Consider the following 16888-nt stretch of genomic DNA (forward strand, 5'->3'; position numbering starts at 1 on the left):
CTACAAATTCAATAAATACCGAACAGCTAACTCATACCCCATCAAACCCAAACCGGCAATAATGCCCTTGCATTTGGCTGACAGATAACTATGATGACGGAACGGCTCACGGGCGTGAATGTTTGATATATGTACTTCTACGGCAGGTGCGGTTACAGCCGCCAGCGCATCGGCCAACGCAATGGACGTGTGCGTATAAGCACCCGCATTAATAACGATTCCGTCAAAGGTATAGCCTAATTCGTGTATCTTGTCAATCAATTCACCCTCGTGGTTCGACTGAAAATGGTGCAGTTGCGCATCGGGAAATTGGGATTCAATGCTTTTCAGGTAATCAAGTACCGAAAGACTACCGTAAATTTCTGGCTCGCGTTTACCAACCAGATTCAGATTAGGACCGTTTAGGATAAGGATTTTTTTCATCATGTGGCAAAGTTATAGTAACGCATTCAAAAACTACCTGACTCTGGAGCGTTCATTGGCCGATAATTCCATCGAAGCTTATTTGCGCGATGTCGAAAAGCTACGGCAATTCCTGGAATTATCGAATAACGACGTTGGCCCGTTTTTAGTTACCGAAAACCATCTGTACGACTATTTAAGGTATTTAAGTGACCTCGGCTTATCGGCTTTTTCCCAAGCCCGTATGCTGTCGGGTTTGAAAGCTTTTTTCAAATATCTGTTGTTTGAGAACCTAATCAAAACAGACCCAACGCACCTGATCGAAGGACCCAAGCTGAGCCGCCAGTTACCCGATACCCTTAACTTTCCGGAAATTGAAGCCATTCTGGCCGCCCTCGACCTGTCTACTCTCGCCGGAGCACGCGACCGGGCCATTCTGGAAGTTCTGTATAGTTCAGGCTTGCGGGTGTCCGAACTGCTTGATCTTCGGCTCACCAATTGCTATTTCGACATTGGGTTTATTCGCATTTTTGGCAAAGGCAGCAAAGTCAGGCTGGTGCCCATTGGTCAGGATGCCATCAAGTACACGCAAATTTACGTCGATCAGATTCGCAGCCAGTTTGATATTCAGAAAGAAGCCGAAGACCTTGTTTTCTTGAACCAGCGCGGCAAACCCCTGTCGCGCATCTCGGTCTTCAAGATGATTAAAAAATTAGCACTCGAAGCGGGCATCAAAAAAACCATCAGCCCGCATACGTTCCGCCACTCTTTTGCAACACACCTGATCGAAGGCGGTGCCGACCTGCGTGCAGTCCAGCAGATGCTTGGTCACGAATCCATCACCACAACGGAGATTTATACCCACCTTGACCGTGATTACCTGCGCCAAATGATGATTGACTACCATCCCCGAAACAGCCGTCGGCATCAATAAGATTTCAACATAACCATGATACAACCACTTTCTCACCTGACCAGCCAGCGAGAGGCGTTTACCCTTCCCGACGACATTCACTACCTTAACTGCGCTACCCGAGCACCGTATAGCAAAGCTGTCGAAGCGGCTGGGCACGGAGCCATTCGCCGCCATACCAATCCCGTTGGTTTGCGACCAGACGATTTCTTTAGCGGTGCTTTTATTGTCCGTGATTTGTTCTCGCAGCTGATTAATAATCCTGATCCCGAGCGAATCGCGCTCATTCCTTCTGTTTCCTACGGAATGGGTGTTGTGGCTCGTAACCTGCATCGTAAGGCCGGTTTAAAACCTGGGCAGCAGATTGTTCTGATTGGCGAAGAGTTTCCAAGCGACGTGTACGCCTGGGACCGGGTAAGTCAGGAACTCGGCTTATCGATCACTACCATTGGCATGCCCGACGGCTTTCCCAAAGCTCCCCGCTGGAATGAACGCCTACTCAGCGCCATTGACGCCAGTACTGCTTTGGTTGTGGTGCCGCCCGTGCACTGGATGTACGGCACCCGCTTCGATCTGGAAGCAATTGGCCAACGTGCCCGGGAAGTCGGTGCGTTGTTTGTGATTGACGGCACGCAGGCCATCGGCGCCCTGCCCTTCGACTGGCAAAAAATTCAGCCCGATACCATCATCTGTGCCGCCTACAAATGGCTCATGGGACCTTATTCGCTGGGACTGGCCTACTATGGTCCTTTTTTTGACGATGGTATTCCCTTGGAGGAAAGCTGGATGAACCGCGAGGGTAGCAACCTGTTCCACCGCCTGACCCAATACGAGCCAGCCTACCGACCCAAAGCGTATCGGTACAATGTTGGCGAGCATTCTCATTTTATCCAGATGCCCATGCTGGAAGCTTCGCTTCGTCAATTGCTGGATTGGCAACCCGAACGCATTCAGGCTTACTGCCGGGAGCTGTTTTTAAGTGCCTTACCAGAATTAGCAAGTAAAGGCTATGAAATTGAACCAGAGGCGGGGCGCGCGCACCACCTGCTTAGCATCTGGCTCCCGGCGGGCACCGACACGCTGGCCGTTCAGCACGCCTTGTTGCAACAAAACGTGTCTGTATCTGCCCGTGGACAGGCACTCCGCGTAGCGCCTCACGTGTATAACGAGCCGCGTGATGTAGAAGCGCTGGTTAATCAGTTACTCATACACGCAGAACCCTAGTTATCTAGGATCAATGCCTACCGTATCAACTGCCATTGTATCGATCGATGTGCCATCAGACTGCATGGTTGGCGGCAACGCACGTTCCAGTTGCCGCCGCTTATTCCAGGGAGCCGTTGTCCGGCGCGCCATGTCAACGGCAACCCAAGCGACGATCAGCGTAAAAATAAGGGCACCAATAAATAATATTCGTCGATTACGATTCATCTTTTGTTAGTTTCTTGGGAGAAATATGAGCAACGAGACGCCCCGTCCGAGCCGAGATTTCAGCCCATTCCAGCTCATCAAATTCAATGGTTACAACGGCACTCGTGCTCATGGAACCTACATCTGTGTGCGTCAGGTACTCGGCCAGATAGGAAATGTCCGGATTGTGCCCTACCAGCATGGCGGACGAAAAGGAAGCATCAACGGCATTGATAGCCCCCAGATAAGCCTTTGGACCGCCATCAAACAGGTGCTCGTTCAACTGGATGGTTTCTGGATCGATGTGCAATTGTTCCGCCATTACTTTGGCCGTCGCCTTGGCGCGGGCCGCTGTGCTACTCACAATGCAGTCGGGATGAATGTTTTCTTCGGCCAGGTTTCGGCCAACGCGCGCCGCCGCCATGATTCCTTGTGACACAAGCTCGCGCTCGTGATCGCGCTGAAACATCGTGCGATCTTCGGCTTTAGCGTGTCGGACTAAATATAGGGTTCGCTTCATTTCTAATTTATCTTATCTATCAAACGTGCAAAGAAGCATTTTTTCTTTTTGATCGGCTATTTTTTTGGAAGTAACTACTCTTGCTAGATAATTCTGCCGTGCTAAATAGACTTTTCCTAATTTTGGCTCTTTGTTCACACCTTCATGCTAACTGGTTCTGTTGCAATGCCCCGACAAAAAAGCCGCCTGCTCATTGGCCTTTTGACTTTGCTGGCGATTTTATTTTACGTAGCTGTTCTTGGCTTTGCCGTTAATATCCCAATTGTAGACGATTACCTCTACCTTTTTTCGCTAACCCGCCTGACCGATTCCGCGACAACTTTATCTCAAGGCTTTACGCTCCTTCTGGAACAGCACAATGATCACCGCATCCTCCTATCGAGGCTGATCTTTCTGGCGGATTATTTCGTAGAAGGTACGCTCAATTTTAAGACCTTGATTTTTGTTGGTAGCCTAAGCTCCCTGGGTATTTTATTCGTGATTGCCCGAATGCTAAACCAGCAGAGCGTTTCTTCCTGGGCGTTGCTGCCCGTTGCTTTGCTTTTATTTCAGCCTTCGTACCACGCCAATTTATGGTGGGCGCTATCGGTTTTACAGCACACGGTTTCGTTGTTTGGCTATTTTATTCTGTTTCAGATTGCGTTGAAACCCAAGTACACCTCCCAGATTGGAGCTCTGCTGCTGGCCTTGCTTCTGCTCTATTCCAACAGCAATGGCATCTTCGCATATTTTGCGGTCATTGTTCTGCTGGGTGTGCAGGGTCGCTGGATCAACGCAGTGGTTTGGCTTATCATCGGGGTTTTGTTTATTGGGCTGTACTTTACGGTTGGCTACGATTTTCGCAGTCAATCGTCGTTTCAGACAATCATTCAACATCCGATCTGGCTGGTCTATAGCGTGGTTGGTTTCGTTGGGTCTGTTTTTTACCTGGATGGTTACCGCTGGCTGCTGGGTATTCCGAGTCAAGCCGTGGTTTGGGTGACGGGCCTGGTTATTCTAGGCATCTTTGCCCTTTGCTGGAGCTTTTGTTTTCGGCAAGCCCGCTACCGCAAATCAGCCCCCTTTCTGGTTTTATTGGGCCTTTCGCTGGTGCTGCTCGGTACCGCCGGAGCCGCCTCCCTAACCCGCAGCGATGGCAATCTGCTACTCGTCGATCGGTATCAGGTTTACGCTATTTTGCTACTCATTACAGCGTATCTACTCCTTTTGTTTGTTGTCAAAAAATCGGTGCAACAGCGGGTTATTGTTGGCTTAGCGGTAACAAGTGGTCTCTTTTACGTAAATTCCTGGCTGCAATACGTCCCGGATTTACTGAACAAAAAAAATAGTTTGTACGCCGATGCCTGGAATGTGCAAACGCACCATCAGTCGGTTTTGTCCAATCTTTTCCTGATGGATCCTTTCTGGAAAGGCTGGCTCGACAAAGGATTGGAACGTGAGCAGTATCAATTTCCTCAGCCAGCTTTATCGGCCCTTAATTCGGCGCTTCAACAGGCAACGGCCGCCGCTTCAACCGTGTCGTTCAAGGTAGATTCTATCATCGATCCTTCCACCAATTCCACTTTGATCGAATTAGCAAACCCTGATTTAGTTGCGCCCGATTTTTTGGTGTTGCAGTCCAAAGATAAAACCCACGTACTGCCCGCCCTGCGCACCCCCGAAAGAAACCGATTTACCCTGCTAACAACCGGCAACTGGTTTCGGGAAGGCACCAGATCGTATTTTTACCCGGGGCCACTTACCCCAGGCAGCTACCAGCTTGGTTTGATTCGGCTAGCACAACAACCCACCCTACAGTGGACTAACCAGTTTATCGCTCATTAAGACCACCTTTTTTTGTATCTTTGTGCTTCATATCTACGCAGTTGCCATGCTGTGTGGGGCTTTTAGCAGAACTGAAAACCAATGAGTGCTATACAAGAAATCAGCCGCCGCCGGACCTTTGCCATCATTAGCCACCCGGATGCCGGTAAAACTACATTAACCGAAAAATTACTGCTTTTTGGTGGGGCCATTCAAACCGCCGGAGCCGTAAAATCCAATAAAATTAAAAAGTCAGCAACCTCTGACTTTATGGAAATCGAGAAACAACGGGGTATCTCGGTTGCTACATCCGTAATGACATTTGAATACCGGGATCTGAAAATTAATATTCTTGATACCCCGGGTCACAAAGATTTTGCCGAAGATACCTACCGCACTCTGACCGCCGTTGACAGCGTTATTCTGGTAATCGACTGTGTGAAAGGCGTTGAGGAGCAAACTGAGCGCCTCATGGAGGTTTGCCGGATGCGCGATACGCCCGTTATCATTTTTATCAACAAACTGGACCGGGAAGGCCAGCAACCGTTTGACCTGCTGGACGAGCTGGAAACAAAACTGAACCTTCGCGTTCGGCCGCTGACCTGGCCTGTTAACATGGGTTCTGATTTCAAAGGCGTTTACAGTTTGTACGATAAAACGATGAACTTCTTCCGGGTTAATAAAACCAAGGTTGAAGATGACGTGGTGGAAATCGACATCAATACGCCCGTGCTGGAACAGAAAGTAGGCGAACGTGATGCCGAGCAGCTACGCGAAGACGTGGAACTGATCGAAGGCGTTTATGACCCATTTGATCGGCAAAATTACCTGTCGGGTCAGGTTGCGCCCGTCTTTTTTGGCTCAGCGGTGAATAATTTTGGGGTGAAAGAACTCCTGGATACGTTCTGCGACATCTCACCTGAGCCCATCGCCCGGGCTACCGATAAGCGCATTGTGAAGCCCGAAGAAACTAAATTCAGTGGCTTTGTCTTTAAAATCCACGCTAACCTCGACCCACGCCACCGCGACCGGATTGCCTTCCTGCGCATTTGCTCCGGCACGTTCGAGCGGGGTAAGTTTTACCACCATACCCGCCTGGACAAAGACGTGCGGTTTGCCTCGCCGTTCAGCTTTATGGCCGATAGCAAAAGCATTGTCGAAGAAGGCTTCCCCGGCGATGTAGTAGGGCTTTACGACACGGGAACCTTTAAAATTGGCGATACCCTGACCGAAGGCGAAGAGCTGCAATACACGGGTATTCCGAGTTTTTCACCGGAAATTTTCAAGGAGCTGGTTAACACCGATCCAATGAAAGCCAAACAACTCGACAAAGGGATTCAGCAGCTAACCGACGAGGGAGTAGCTCAGTTGTTCACCCTTACCCTCGGCAATCGGAAAATTGTTGGTACCGTCGGTGAACTTCAGTTTGATGTAATTCAGTATCGTCTTGAGCACGAATACGGCGCGAAATGCCGCTGGACGCCGATGCCTATTTCAAAAGCGTGCTGGCTTACCTCCGATGACAAGAAAAAACTGGATGAGTTCATTCGGTTGAAGGGAATGCAAATTGCCTATGACAAGGACAACAACCCAGTTTTCCTGGCCGATTCAGACTGGATTTTACGCATGAACGTGCAGAACAATCCAGACATCAAATTCCATTATACCTCCGAGTTTAAGACGGCCATAGAAGCTTAATTTATCGAGCCGTTGACACAAAATGAGCCTGAAAAGATTTCTCTTTTCAGGCTCATTTTTATATAAAGCCAATCTAGCCTTTAAAACCCATTTTCGTCGGCGCTCGGTCCGTAACTACCTGGTATTGGAATGTCCAGTAAACGGAGGAAAACGCCCAACTGTGCCCGGTGGTGGACAATCTGTGAAAAAGATGTTCGAATCATTTCCCCTTTGGTGCAATCAACGTAAATCTGATCGCCATTGCGCAGAACCCATCTGGGTTCCAATTGCTCGTCGGTAGCTTCCGCCAGATGAGACCGGCCATTCTCCAGCGACTTTTCAAAGAAGTCTAACAAGTCAGTGGTATGGTTGATTTTGACAGGTTGGTAAGGACTCGTTGCAAAATCAAGCTCATCGGTCGTGAGTGCCAGCGTCACCCAGGTTGGCAATTCGGCAATGTGCGTCGCCAGTTGTCGAACGGTCATGCTTTTGGGGTGCGGTTGCCAATCGTACTTGTCGTCCGGGATGCGGCTCAACATGTTCCGGGTAGTCTGGGCTTCGGCATCCATCTCTTTCAGGAGCATCTCAATGATCTTTTTCATGCAGCTTTTTTGTTTTATACAAAGAAAACAGGCCACACTGACAGCCCTATGGCAGTCTAAAATGGGTACCGAAAAATTTATTTTTCAGCTCATTAATTAGTAATTCACGGGCAGTAATTTCATGTACTCGCCGACCTCGATGTGGTCGTTTTTTCGGAATGGCTGACCGGTTAGTTTGACTTGCTGCATCCGCGATACCCGAAAATCGCGGTACTCTTCGCGTTTGTAACACCAACCGATTAGGTGCCAGTTAAAAGCGTAAAAAATCAGTCCAATTGGCTCGATCAGCCGGGTACTAACCTCTTCCGCCTGGTTTTTATAATCGATCTCAAGCGTTTCCCGACCCGAAATTGCCTTTTGCAAGGTCGATAAATAAGCAAAGTCAGGATTAAAAGCAGCGGGAGCTTGTAAAAAAATGGTATTGGTCAGCAGTTCAAGACTTTCTTTTTGCGATCCTCGCAAAACCGACTTTACCTTATTCAAGGCGCTGGAATAGTGCGTCTCAATTGATTTGTCGGCAAAGCGCTTCGTAAGGTTTTCCATCAAAAGCAGCGCGTTGGCTTCCTCCGAGGTGAACGACACCGGCGGCAGGAAGTAGCCCTGTACGACAAAATAACCCTTATGTTGCTCAAAGCTAACCGGAACGCCCTGCTCGCCCAGCGCTTTGATGTCCCGGTAAACCGTGCGTACGCTGATCTGAAACTTACTGGCAATAGCCTCGGCGGTAACATACTTTTTCGTTTGCAGTAGGGTTAGTATGCCGAGGAGTCGGTCGATCCGGTTCATGGTGTTTTGCGTTTCAGTGGCCGTTTTAGATCCAAAATTAATCTTATTTTTGGGTCCTTGCCCTTCCGCATTACTTCCGACCTTTACCGAAACGATTTTCGCTTATGCAAACTTCAGTAACTGAACGATTCCTTCGTTACGTTCAAATTGATACACAGTCTGATCCCTATTCAACGAGCAACCCTTCCACCGAAAAGCAAAAAGACCTGAGCCGCGTTCTGGTTCAGGAACTTCAGGAGCTCGGCATTACCGATGCTGAACTGGATGAATATGGCTATGTCTACGCGACTATTCCGGCCAATACGGATAAGCCTAACGTTCCTGTCATTTGCTTCTGCTCACACGTGGACACCTCGCCCGACGTGACGGGAGCGGGTGTAAAACCACTGATTCACCGCCAATGGGATGGCTCGGACATTGTTCTGCCCGACCGCCGGCATCCAGATGAGCAACCCCAGGTGATTCGTTTGGCGGAGCATCCCGACTTGAAGGATCAGGTTGGGAACGACATCATCACCGCTTCGGGCACCACGCTTTTGGGCGCTGACAATAAAGCGGGGGTTGCCGAGATTATGGCCGCCGCGGAATATATCATGCAAAATCCTGTCGTAAAGCACGGCGCCGTTCGCATTTTGTTTACACCGGATGAAGAAGTGGGGCGCGGCACCGAAAAAGTGGATCTGGAAAAGCTCGGCGCTCAGTTTGGCTACACCATCGACGGCGAAATGCTAGGCACGCTGGAAGACGAAACTTTTTCGGCGGATGCGGTTAAAATCACGATTCAGGGTGTCAGTATTCACCCCGGTTTTGCGAAAGGCAAACTGGAAAACGCCTTGAAAATTGCCGCTGATCTGCTGGCGGCTTTACCAAAAGATACGCTTTCACCCGAAACTACCGAGGGGCGCGCAGGCTTCATTCACCCCGGCCATCTGGCAGGCAATCAGGACGAAGCCACCGTTGAATTTATCATTCGGGACTTCTCCGTGGCTGGCCTGCACGAAAAAGAACAATACTTGCAGCAGTTGCTGGATTCGGTGTTGGCCAATTATCCGGCGTCTTCGGCTCGTTTGGAAGTCTCTGAGCAATACCGGAATATGAAAGAGATTCTGGACCAACACCCTACCGTGGTGGACTATGCCCTGGAAGCCATTCAGCGCAGCGACCTGAACCCGGAACGGCGGAGTATTCGGGGCGGCACAGATGGTTCTCGGCTGTCCTTTATGGGCCTTCCCTGTCCTAATATTTTCGCTGGCGAACACGCTTTCCATTCCAAACTCGAGTGGGTGTCCGTTCAGGATATGGAGAAGGCGGTTGAAGTAATCGTAAATCTTTGTCAGGTTTGGGAAGAGCGGAGCTAAAAAAAGCCGGTACAGCCCTAAATCTGTACCGGCTCACCTTTAAGAATAACGTTCCGTTACGCTCAAAGCCCGCTTTCTTGTCTCAATAATCAGCGGATGAACGGGTTTATTCACGACCTCCAATACCTCGGCCAGCGTATCCTTGAACAGCATATTGACAGAAAGTACGTGGCGGCTATGATCCGTTTGCAGAACCACAACTGGTTTTACAGTGCCCGTTGCTGCTAGCCGAGCATACTGCGCCTTTACTTCCAGCCAACGTGATTCGGCTTCCCCGCCTACGGTGAGGATAATTTCTTCTTCGGGAATGTTTTTCGCCTTCCGTTCGGCCATGCGCTCATCCAGATTAGCCAGCATATGCCGCAGGTGAAGCGTATCTTTCCCCGTTCGGGCGCGTTCTTTCAGCGATTGCCGAATCAGGTAAGTAATGGTTTGCGTCACGTTCAGGCCGATCTCCGCCATCTGTTTGAAAATGAGCGACGAAGGTGACATGCCCGGAATGGTGTTTGGATCGTGGAGCAAGACCCGCCCGTCAGGCGTCAGAAAACCATCAATCCGCGTGCAGACGTTCATGCCTAGTTTAGCGAAAACCTCCGTCACATTTTGCTGGATCTTGCGGTTATTTTCCAGCGTCGTTTCTACCGGAATCCGCTTTTTGGTGGTACTGGATTGGTATTTTGACTTAAAATCGAAGCTGGTAACGTTGTAAATTTCGGTGGGTGGCAACGGCGTCGGAACCCCCTCCTCATCCTGAATAACGCCGCACGAAAATTCCTGCCCACGGATAAATTCCTCAAATAAAACTTCATCCTCGGCATTCACCGAATGAATAACCAACGATTCGCCGCTTGCTGCTACGGCATCCAGTTTGACGAGCAAATCCGCCGGATGGAAGATCGTTTCACCCGTTTGGCCAATAACAACCGGAAAGCCAATGCCCTCGTCCAAATTGGCCATCTGCTGCACAAACTGGATTTTTTCGGCTCCGCTCATGACCGCCCAACGCCCTGCTTCGGACCAACCATCCGGCTGAATCGTGACCGCAAAAAAGCACTGTTCAACGGCTTGGCAGAATTTAGCCAAATCGCTTTCCCGCACAATGGAAACGCCAATGGAAGAGCCCTGGTGCGGTGCTTTCACTACGATGGGCAAGCCTAATTTATCTTGTAAGGCCGTGAAAAACTCCTGCTTGTCGGTTTTGTCCCAGCCCTCACGCGTGATGGTCGCCGTTTTTTTCTCTTGTCCGTTGACCAGCGCGATTAATTCATTTTGCAGGGTTTTGTTAATCCCTACCGCCGAGCCCATAATGCCTGGCCCTGTATAAGGTATCTTGTACCATTCCAGCAAACCCTGAATGGCTCCGTCTTCGCAATCGGGGCCGTGCATGGCTAGGAAAACAATATCGAAATACTGACGGAAGTCTTCGGGTCGAATCTGCTCGCCGATAGCAGCTATCTGCCGGGCTACTTCCTCGGGCGTACGATCAGCCAGCGAGTCGATATAAACTTGAAAACGGGTATCATCCTGCGTTGGATAAAACGCCCGGATGTCAGTTTGGTATAAAAGCTCTTCCCGTATCCGAATGAAATTGCCCAATCCATCGACAAATACCATAATTGGCTCAAACAAAGACTTGTCAATGTGACTGAGTGCCGTGCGGCCACCCGCAAATGCAACCTCCCGTTCTCGCGCGGGTCCCCCGAAGAAAATTCCTACTTTCATTTTTTAGTATCTATTGACACGGATCTGATCCATGTTACCCAGCGCAAAGAACGCAAGGAGCACAGACAAAACAAACAAAAAACCGCCTACCTGGTGGCAGACGGTTCTATATTCGATAAATGTATAAGCTATCCTGTAGAATTACTAGAAAGCAGGCGTGATGTTGACCGCTTCAACCCCGGTAACTTCGGGTACCGACCGCCGGATCGACTCTTCCAGCCCCGCCTTGAAGGTCATGGCTGACATGGGGCAGGAACCGCACGCACCCAGTAATTCCAGTCGTACTACTTTATCTTCCGTTATTTCCAATACCTTCACATTACCACCATCCGCTTCCAGATACGGACGGATGCTGTTTAGTGCGGTATCGACTTTTTCTTTAAGCAACTCGTAATCAAAAACTGTCTCCATTGGATATCTTTTGCAGATTGGGATTGCTGGTTCGTAAATATACAAAAATTTACCGTGTAATTTCCACTACTTTCGTCTTATCTCGCGTGGCATTGCGCACCGAAACCGATTGCGCCAACGATTCGGCAGCCTCCCGGAAGGCGTCTGCCGAAACGGGTTCGTTGTCAAGAATGGCCGGTTTTCCTTCATCCCCTGCTTCGCGAATGCTTTGCACCAACGGAATCTGACCCAGCAGAGGGACGTTAAATTTATCAGCCAGCAACTGGCCACCGCCTTTCCCAAAAATGTGGTATTTATGGGTTGGTAGTTCAGCCGGTGTAAAATAGGCCATGTTTTCAATCACGCCTAGTATAGGCACATTGATTTGCGGCTGGCGGAACATCGCTAATCCTTTGATAGCGTCGGCCAGAGCTACTTTCTGCGGCGTTGTTACGATAACAGCGCCCGTCACCGGAACAGTTTGTACCAAAGACAGGTGAATATCGCTCGTACCCGGCGGTAAATCAATCAACAGATAATCCAGTTCTTCCCAGTTCGTATCCGCGAAGAATTGTTGCAAGGCTTTGGCAGCCATTGGGCCCCGCCAGACGGTTGCACTTTCGGGAGGCGTCAGAAAACCGATCGACATTAGCTTGATACCAAACTGGCGAATGGGCTGCAACATATTCCGCCCGTCGATTTGCACCACCTGCGGCTGAATCATCTCAGCCCCAAACATCAGGGGCATGGATGGCCCAAAAATATCGGCGTCGATAATGCCTACTTTAGCACCCGACTTGTGCAGGGCAACGGCCAGATTCGCTGTTACGGTTGATTTACCAACTCCGCCCTTACCCGAGGCAATGGCAATAATGTTTTTTACGTTCGGTAACAGAGGCGTATTCGAGCGCGTCGATGTTACATTGGCCGTCAGGTTAACGACAACCTCAATGTCTTCACCAATGTGCGTGTGAATTGCGTTTTCGCAACGTTGGCGAATCAATTCTTTCAGCGGACAGGCGGGCGTGGTTAAAACGACCGTAAAACGCACCTGTCCAACACCCAATTCAATGTCCTTGACCATTCCCAGCGTCACCAGGTCTTGCTTCAAATCGGGTTCTTCAACATGACGCAGGGCATTCAGGACTGCTTCGGGTGTTAATCTATACGTTGACATACAGTACAAGTCGGTTATTTTTTGACAACAGCAAACCGAGCCGGTTAGTTTGCATTCGATTCAATTGAAGTAAGCGCCAACACTTGTTTTTGCACTTCTTCCCGCTCTTTTTCCACATTTATTTTCGGAGAAAGCCGTTCGAGCTTCTTCAGCAGGTTTTGCAAAAACTGCTGGTGCGATTCTGAACCGGCATGAAAGGGCCGGTGCGCCATCGCCCGCCGAATGCCATCCCACTCACTAATGAAAGCACGAAGTTCGGTATCAAAGACACAATCGGCAAATTTTTCGAAAATGTACTGCTGGGCAATGGCGTTTGGATGGATCAGATCGGCTTCGTAGAACCGGTAATCCCGCAAATCATCCACCATGATTTCGTACGACGGAAAATAATGAACCTGTTCGTGCCAGACCGTCAGTTCGTGGCTGATCATGCGTAGCAAAGACTTGCTCGCCTGGTTCATTGGAAGGGTGTCTTTGGTATGCCGCACCGGACTTACGGTCAGCAGAATTTTCAGCGAGGGGTTAAATCGCTTCAACGAGCGCAGCAAAGTTGTCAGCAACTCCAGACTATGCTCATAGCCGTACAGGTATTTGTCAAATAGTTTGCCCGGCATTTTGTGGCAGTTAGCCACTACTTTATTGGTTTCGTGATGCCGATAGACCACCGCCGTCCCCAAGGTTAGAACCAGCCAGTCGGCTTGATGCAGGGCGTTGGCGGTTTGGGTCAGGCGCTCTTTGAGGAGTTGCGTTAATGCCTCGCGGCTATGCGCCCAGAGTGAGGAATGAAAGTCGTAATGAAACCACAAACCATCGCGCTCGACGTACAAGTCCGGATCGGGATCTTTACCATTTATAGCTGCCAGAATCAATTTGGTTATTGACACCGGATTAAACAGCGTCCCAAATGGATTGGATAATACAGTTAGTTTATAGTCGGCCAGTTGGCTTCCCATTACTTCGGCAAAACAGGAACCAATGGTCACCACATTGGACTTCAGCTGTATTTTAGCCGGCAATTGTTCGGGTGTTATTTCAGTACGGAATTCCATACTTTTATAACAAAAAAGCGACCCGAAAAACTCCGGGTCGCTCTAATTATTTTCTTTTATAACTACCTAAAAAATAGAGAGTTATTACACAGCCACAATAGTAAATTTGAGGGTGTGTTTTACGTCTTTGTGCAAGTCTAGCACAGCAGAGTAAGTACCGATTGACTTAACGTCATCCACCGCAATTTTCTTCCGGTCGATTTCGAAGCCTTTATCTTTCAACGCGTCTGCGATCTGTGTAGTAGTAACACGACCAAAGATTTTGCCGCTTTCACCAACTTTCGCTGGAATGTCCAACGTCATATCGCCGATTGCTTCTGCTGTTGCCAGCGCGTCATTTTTTACTTTCTCAGCTTTGTGGGCTGCCTGGCGAATGTTTTCGGTAACAATTTTCTTGTTTGAATCCGACGCCATTACCGCAAAACCCTGCGGAATCAAGTAGTTACGGCCGTAGCCCGGTTTTACATCAACGATGTCATTTTTATAACCCAGGCCGGCGATGTCAGTTTTCAGAATAATTTGCATGATTCTTAATTGATTATTTCAGTGAATCGCCTACGTATGGCAGCAGCGCCAAATGGCGTGCCCGCTTAACGGCTTGAGCTACTTTACGTTGATACTTCAGACTGGTTCCGGTGAGGCGGCGAGGTAGAATTTTACCTTGCTCGTTCAACAGTTTCAACAAGAAGTTAGGATCTTTGTAATCAATGTATTTGATACCTGAACGCTTGAAACGGCAATATTTTTTCCGGGTCTCGTTCTTATTAACGGGTTCGTTTTGCAGACTCATGATTATTTGGCCTCCTCTCCGGCAGTTTCAGTTTGTCTTTTCTTACCAATTTGTCCGTTGCGCTTGCGCTCGTTGTAATCTACCGCATGTTTGTCAAGGGCAGTAGACAGGAAGCGTAAGATACGCTCGTCACGGCGATACTCAGTTTCCAGCACGTCAACCACATTCGTTGGTGCTACAAACTCAAATATCTGATAAAAACCGGTGTTTTTGTGGGCAATTGGATAAGCCAATTTCCGCAGGCCCAGATTGTACTCGTGAACAAGCTCCGCGCCGTTGTCGGTCAACACTTTGCGAAACTTGTCGACGGTGTCCTTTATCTGGGATTCAGATAAAACGGGTGTTAGAATGAACACCGTCTCATAGTTCTTAGTGAACTGCATGATGATTGTGTTAAATGGATAATTGTTTTAAAATGAGGGTGCAAAGGTAAGAAAAAAGGAGGAAAGGATAAAACAAGAATGCGAAGAAAGTTTTCAACTCTCCTCCTTTCTTGCTTATCTTTTCCTCCCTGGTACTTAACCGCGATGCGTTTACCGAACAGTAAAGTCGCCTTCGCCTATTTTAAAGCCTTCAGAATACAATTCGATAACGTGTTTTCCTTCCTTAAATGGAATGTTGCCACGCCCGTATACAAACGAAACCTCCTGCCCCGTGTTGTCGAACAGAATGGATTGCTTGGCCGTATAAATCATCGATTGATCCCCAAAACTAAACTCACCGGAGCCAGTAGCCATATCAGAAATGACGGCCCCACTTGGATCAAGAATCCGCAAGTAGATTTCTTTTTCGTTTTGCTGCGTAAGCTGGTTTTGTAAGAGTCGGAACGTCACTCTGATCCGGTCAATGTTTCTGGCTTTGTATTTGCCCCCATCCTGCTCTTTGCCGCGTTTGGTCAGGGCATTGACAGTAACCGAAGTTGCTCGCAGGGCAGCCCCAACCGTTACTTTGTCGCTTAACTCTTTGTTGCGGGTTGCGTAGGCATTGACCGAATCTGCCAGTGACTGCCGTTCGTTTTTCAGATTGGCATTTTCCTGATTAAGCGTCTGGTTCTGATTCGTCAGAATGCTGTTTTCTTCTTTCAGACGGGCAATTTCATCGTCTTTCTGGCTTAGCACAGCAACGTAGTCCTGAATTTTAGTCTGGTATTTTTTCGAGTCGAAAGCGGCGACGTTCTTCAAATTACGTTTGTCAATCTCCAGTTGCTCTTTCAACCGCAAGAGCGAATCTACCTGACCGCCTAACGACTGAATTTCAGCGATTTTCGCATCCAACTGAGTTGATATAGAATCTAATCGGGTCTTTGTGGCCAGCACCTCTTCGGTCTTGGCGGCAATGGTGGTTTCCTGACTTTTATTCGCTTGCCGCTCCTGGTAGTAGAAATACAGCAACAGCACGTTTAAGCCCGCCAAAATGGCTAGCGCAACCAGCAGGTAATTCTTCCGATTGTTGCGCCGATCCTGTGTATATGTCTCCATAGGGTTGTTTTTAAGGGTTGTAAAGTAAAAGTTTTCTGTTCTATTTTCAACGCCAATGCCAGATGTTACCAAAAATTATGAGGGAATAACGCTCTTGTTTTCGGGCAGGCTTCTGTAGTTTTGCGTGAAAGTTAAGCCATTATGACGAAGATAGCTGAGGCCATTCACCAAATAGAAAATCAACTGGCCGGGCGGGCAACGCTTATTGCCGTTACCAAGACCAAGCCCCTCGAAGCCTTGCTGGAAGCTTACGAAGCCGGTTGCAAGACCTTTGGCGAAAACAAAGTTCAGGAAATGGCAGACAAGCAGGCAAACCTTCCCGACGATATTGCCTGGCACATGATCGGCCATTTACAAACCAACAAGGTTAAGTACATCGCGCCCTTTGTTACGCTGATTCAGTCGGTAGATAGCCTAAAATTACTACAGGAAATCAATAAGCAGGCACTGAAACACAATCGTGTCATCGATTGTCTACTTCAAATCTATATCGCTGAGGAAGAAACTAAATTTGGTCTGGATGCAGCCGAAGCGGAAGCTTTACTTAATGACCCTGCTTTAGAAGAGCTGACGAATATTCGGATTATCGGCCTGATGGGTCTGGCCACAAATACGGACAACGAAGCCCAGATTCGAAGCGAATTTAAAAGCCTGAAACGGTTGTACGACCAATTCAAAACAATCCAGCGGCAGAATCTTGCTTTTCGTGAATTATCGATGGGCATGAGCGGTGATTATCTGATTGCGGTTGAAGAAGGCAGCACCATGGTTCGGGTTGGGAGTGCTATATTTGGTAGTCGAAACTAGTTTA

The 16888-nt window shown here is 48.7% G+C and carries 19 protein-coding genes; 6 read left to right on the plus strand and 13 right to left on the minus strand.

Annotated features, from left to right (window positions below; translation table 11 throughout):
• The gene (gene aroQ / locus L0Y31_RS02055) at positions 1–423 is read right to left on the minus strand and encodes a type II 3-dehydroquinate dehydratase (protein ID WP_234737091.1); all 423 of its coding nucleotides are present in this window, start codon (positions 421–423) and stop codon (positions 1–3) included.
• A 1-nt stretch (position 424) separates the two neighbouring features.
• Between aroQ and xerD the strand changes: the two genes are divergently transcribed.
• A complete protein-coding gene (gene xerD, locus L0Y31_RS02060) occupies positions 425–1336 on the plus strand; it encodes a site-specific tyrosine recombinase XerD (RefSeq protein ID WP_234735429.1) in 912 nt (303 codons plus the stop codon).
• Positions 1337–1351: 15 nt separating this feature from the next.
• Positions 1352–2539: an aminotransferase class V-fold PLP-dependent enzyme gene (locus L0Y31_RS02065; RefSeq protein WP_234735430.1), complete on the plus strand. Its 1188-nt coding sequence runs from the start codon at positions 1352–1354 to the stop codon at positions 2537–2539.
• Here the strand turns inward: L0Y31_RS02065 and L0Y31_RS02070 are convergent, their stop codons facing one another.
• Together L0Y31_RS02070 and L0Y31_RS02075 are read right to left on the minus strand one after the other, a co-directional pair.
• Complete coding sequence (locus tag L0Y31_RS02070; protein ID WP_234735431.1) at positions 2540–2746, minus strand: hypothetical protein; 207 nt, start codon at positions 2744–2746, stop codon at positions 2540–2542.
• Entirely contained in the window at positions 2736–3245 is a 510-nt protein-coding gene (locus L0Y31_RS02075; protein WP_234735432.1) for a SixA phosphatase family protein, read from the minus strand. Before L0Y31_RS02075 ends, L0Y31_RS02070 begins: the two co-directional genes overlap by 11 nt.
• 165 nt (positions 3246–3410) lie before the next feature.
• Between L0Y31_RS02075 and L0Y31_RS02080 the strand changes: the two genes are divergently transcribed.
• Both L0Y31_RS02080 and L0Y31_RS02085 read left to right on the plus strand, forming a co-directional pair.
• A complete protein-coding gene (locus L0Y31_RS02080) occupies positions 3411–5069 on the plus strand; it encodes a hypothetical protein (protein ID WP_234735433.1) in 1659 nt (552 codons plus the stop codon).
• 81 nt (positions 5070–5150) lie between these two features.
• Positions 5151–6746 (plus strand): peptide chain release factor 3, encoded by a 1596-nt coding sequence (locus L0Y31_RS02085; protein ID WP_234735434.1) that lies wholly within the window; start codon positions 5151–5153, stop codon positions 6744–6746.
• 80 nt (positions 6747–6826) lie between these two features.
• Here the strand turns inward: L0Y31_RS02085 and L0Y31_RS02090 are convergent, their stop codons facing one another.
• On the minus strand, positions 6827–7327 hold the full coding sequence (locus L0Y31_RS02090) for a DinB family protein (RefSeq protein WP_234735435.1): 501 nt from the start codon (positions 7325–7327) through the stop codon (positions 6827–6829).
• A gap of 96 nt (positions 7328–7423) precedes the next feature.
• Positions 7424–8113 carry a helix-turn-helix transcriptional regulator gene (locus L0Y31_RS02095; RefSeq protein WP_234735436.1) on the minus strand — a complete coding sequence of 230 codons (690 nt, stop codon included), beginning with the start codon at positions 8111–8113 and terminating at the stop codon, positions 7424–7426.
• Positions 8114–8217: 104 nt separating this feature from the next.
• Between L0Y31_RS02095 and pepT the strand changes: the two genes are divergently transcribed.
• Positions 8218–9471, plus strand: a complete 1254-nt coding sequence (gene pepT / locus L0Y31_RS02100) for a peptidase T (protein ID WP_234735437.1) — start codon at positions 8218–8220, stop codon at positions 9469–9471.
• Between the two features lie 39 nt (positions 9472–9510).
• On the opposite strand, the gene L0Y31_RS02105 is transcribed toward pepT, so the two are convergent.
• The 8 genes from L0Y31_RS02105 to L0Y31_RS02140 all read right to left on the minus strand — a co-directional run bounded on the left by L0Y31_RS02105 (position 9511) and on the right by L0Y31_RS02140 (position 16077).
• Positions 9511–11193, minus strand: a complete 1683-nt coding sequence (locus L0Y31_RS02105) for a D-alanine--D-alanine ligase family protein (RefSeq protein WP_234735438.1) — start codon at positions 11191–11193, stop codon at positions 9511–9513.
• A 144-nt stretch (positions 11194–11337) separates the two neighbouring features.
• Positions 11338–11604 carry a NifU family protein gene (locus L0Y31_RS02110; protein ID WP_234735439.1) on the minus strand — a complete coding sequence of 89 codons (267 nt, stop codon included), beginning with the start codon at positions 11602–11604 and terminating at the stop codon, positions 11338–11340.
• Between the two features lie 49 nt (positions 11605–11653).
• The gene (locus tag L0Y31_RS02115) at positions 11654–12760 is read right to left on the minus strand and encodes an Mrp/NBP35 family ATP-binding protein (protein ID WP_234735441.1); all 1107 of its coding nucleotides are present in this window, start codon (positions 12758–12760) and stop codon (positions 11654–11656) included.
• Positions 12761–12804: 44 nt separating this feature from the next.
• Complete coding sequence (locus L0Y31_RS02120; protein WP_234735443.1) at positions 12805–13809, minus strand: GSCFA domain-containing protein; 1005 nt, start codon at positions 13807–13809, stop codon at positions 12805–12807.
• A gap of 84 nt (positions 13810–13893) precedes the next feature.
• Entirely contained in the window at positions 13894–14334 is a 441-nt protein-coding gene (gene rplI / locus L0Y31_RS02125; RefSeq protein ID WP_234735444.1) for a 50S ribosomal protein L9, read from the minus strand.
• 13 nt (positions 14335–14347) lie between these two features.
• Positions 14348–14599, minus strand: coding sequence for a 30S ribosomal protein S18 (rpsR, locus tag L0Y31_RS02130; protein WP_234735446.1), 252 nt, complete (start codon positions 14597–14599; stop codon positions 14348–14350).
• Positions 14600–14601: 2 nt separating this feature from the next.
• Positions 14602–14982, minus strand: a complete 381-nt coding sequence (gene rpsF, locus L0Y31_RS02135; RefSeq protein WP_234735448.1) for a 30S ribosomal protein S6 — start codon at positions 14980–14982, stop codon at positions 14602–14604.
• Positions 14983–15132: 150 nt separating this feature from the next.
• Positions 15133–16077 (minus strand): coiled-coil domain-containing protein, encoded by a 945-nt coding sequence (locus L0Y31_RS02140; RefSeq protein ID WP_234735450.1) that lies wholly within the window; start codon positions 16075–16077, stop codon positions 15133–15135.
• Between the two features lie 141 nt (positions 16078–16218).
• Here L0Y31_RS02140 and L0Y31_RS02145 point away from each other — a divergent pair, with 141 nt between their 5' ends.
• Positions 16219–16884 carry a YggS family pyridoxal phosphate-dependent enzyme gene (locus L0Y31_RS02145; protein WP_234735451.1) on the plus strand — a complete coding sequence of 222 codons (666 nt, stop codon included), beginning with the start codon at positions 16219–16221 and terminating at the stop codon, positions 16882–16884.
• Positions 16885–16888: the final 4 nt, after the last annotated feature.

It is taken from the genome of Tellurirhabdus bombi, assembly GCF_021484805.1.
Lineage (GTDB): Bacteria > Bacteroidota > Bacteroidia > Cytophagales > Spirosomataceae > Tellurirhabdus > Tellurirhabdus bombi.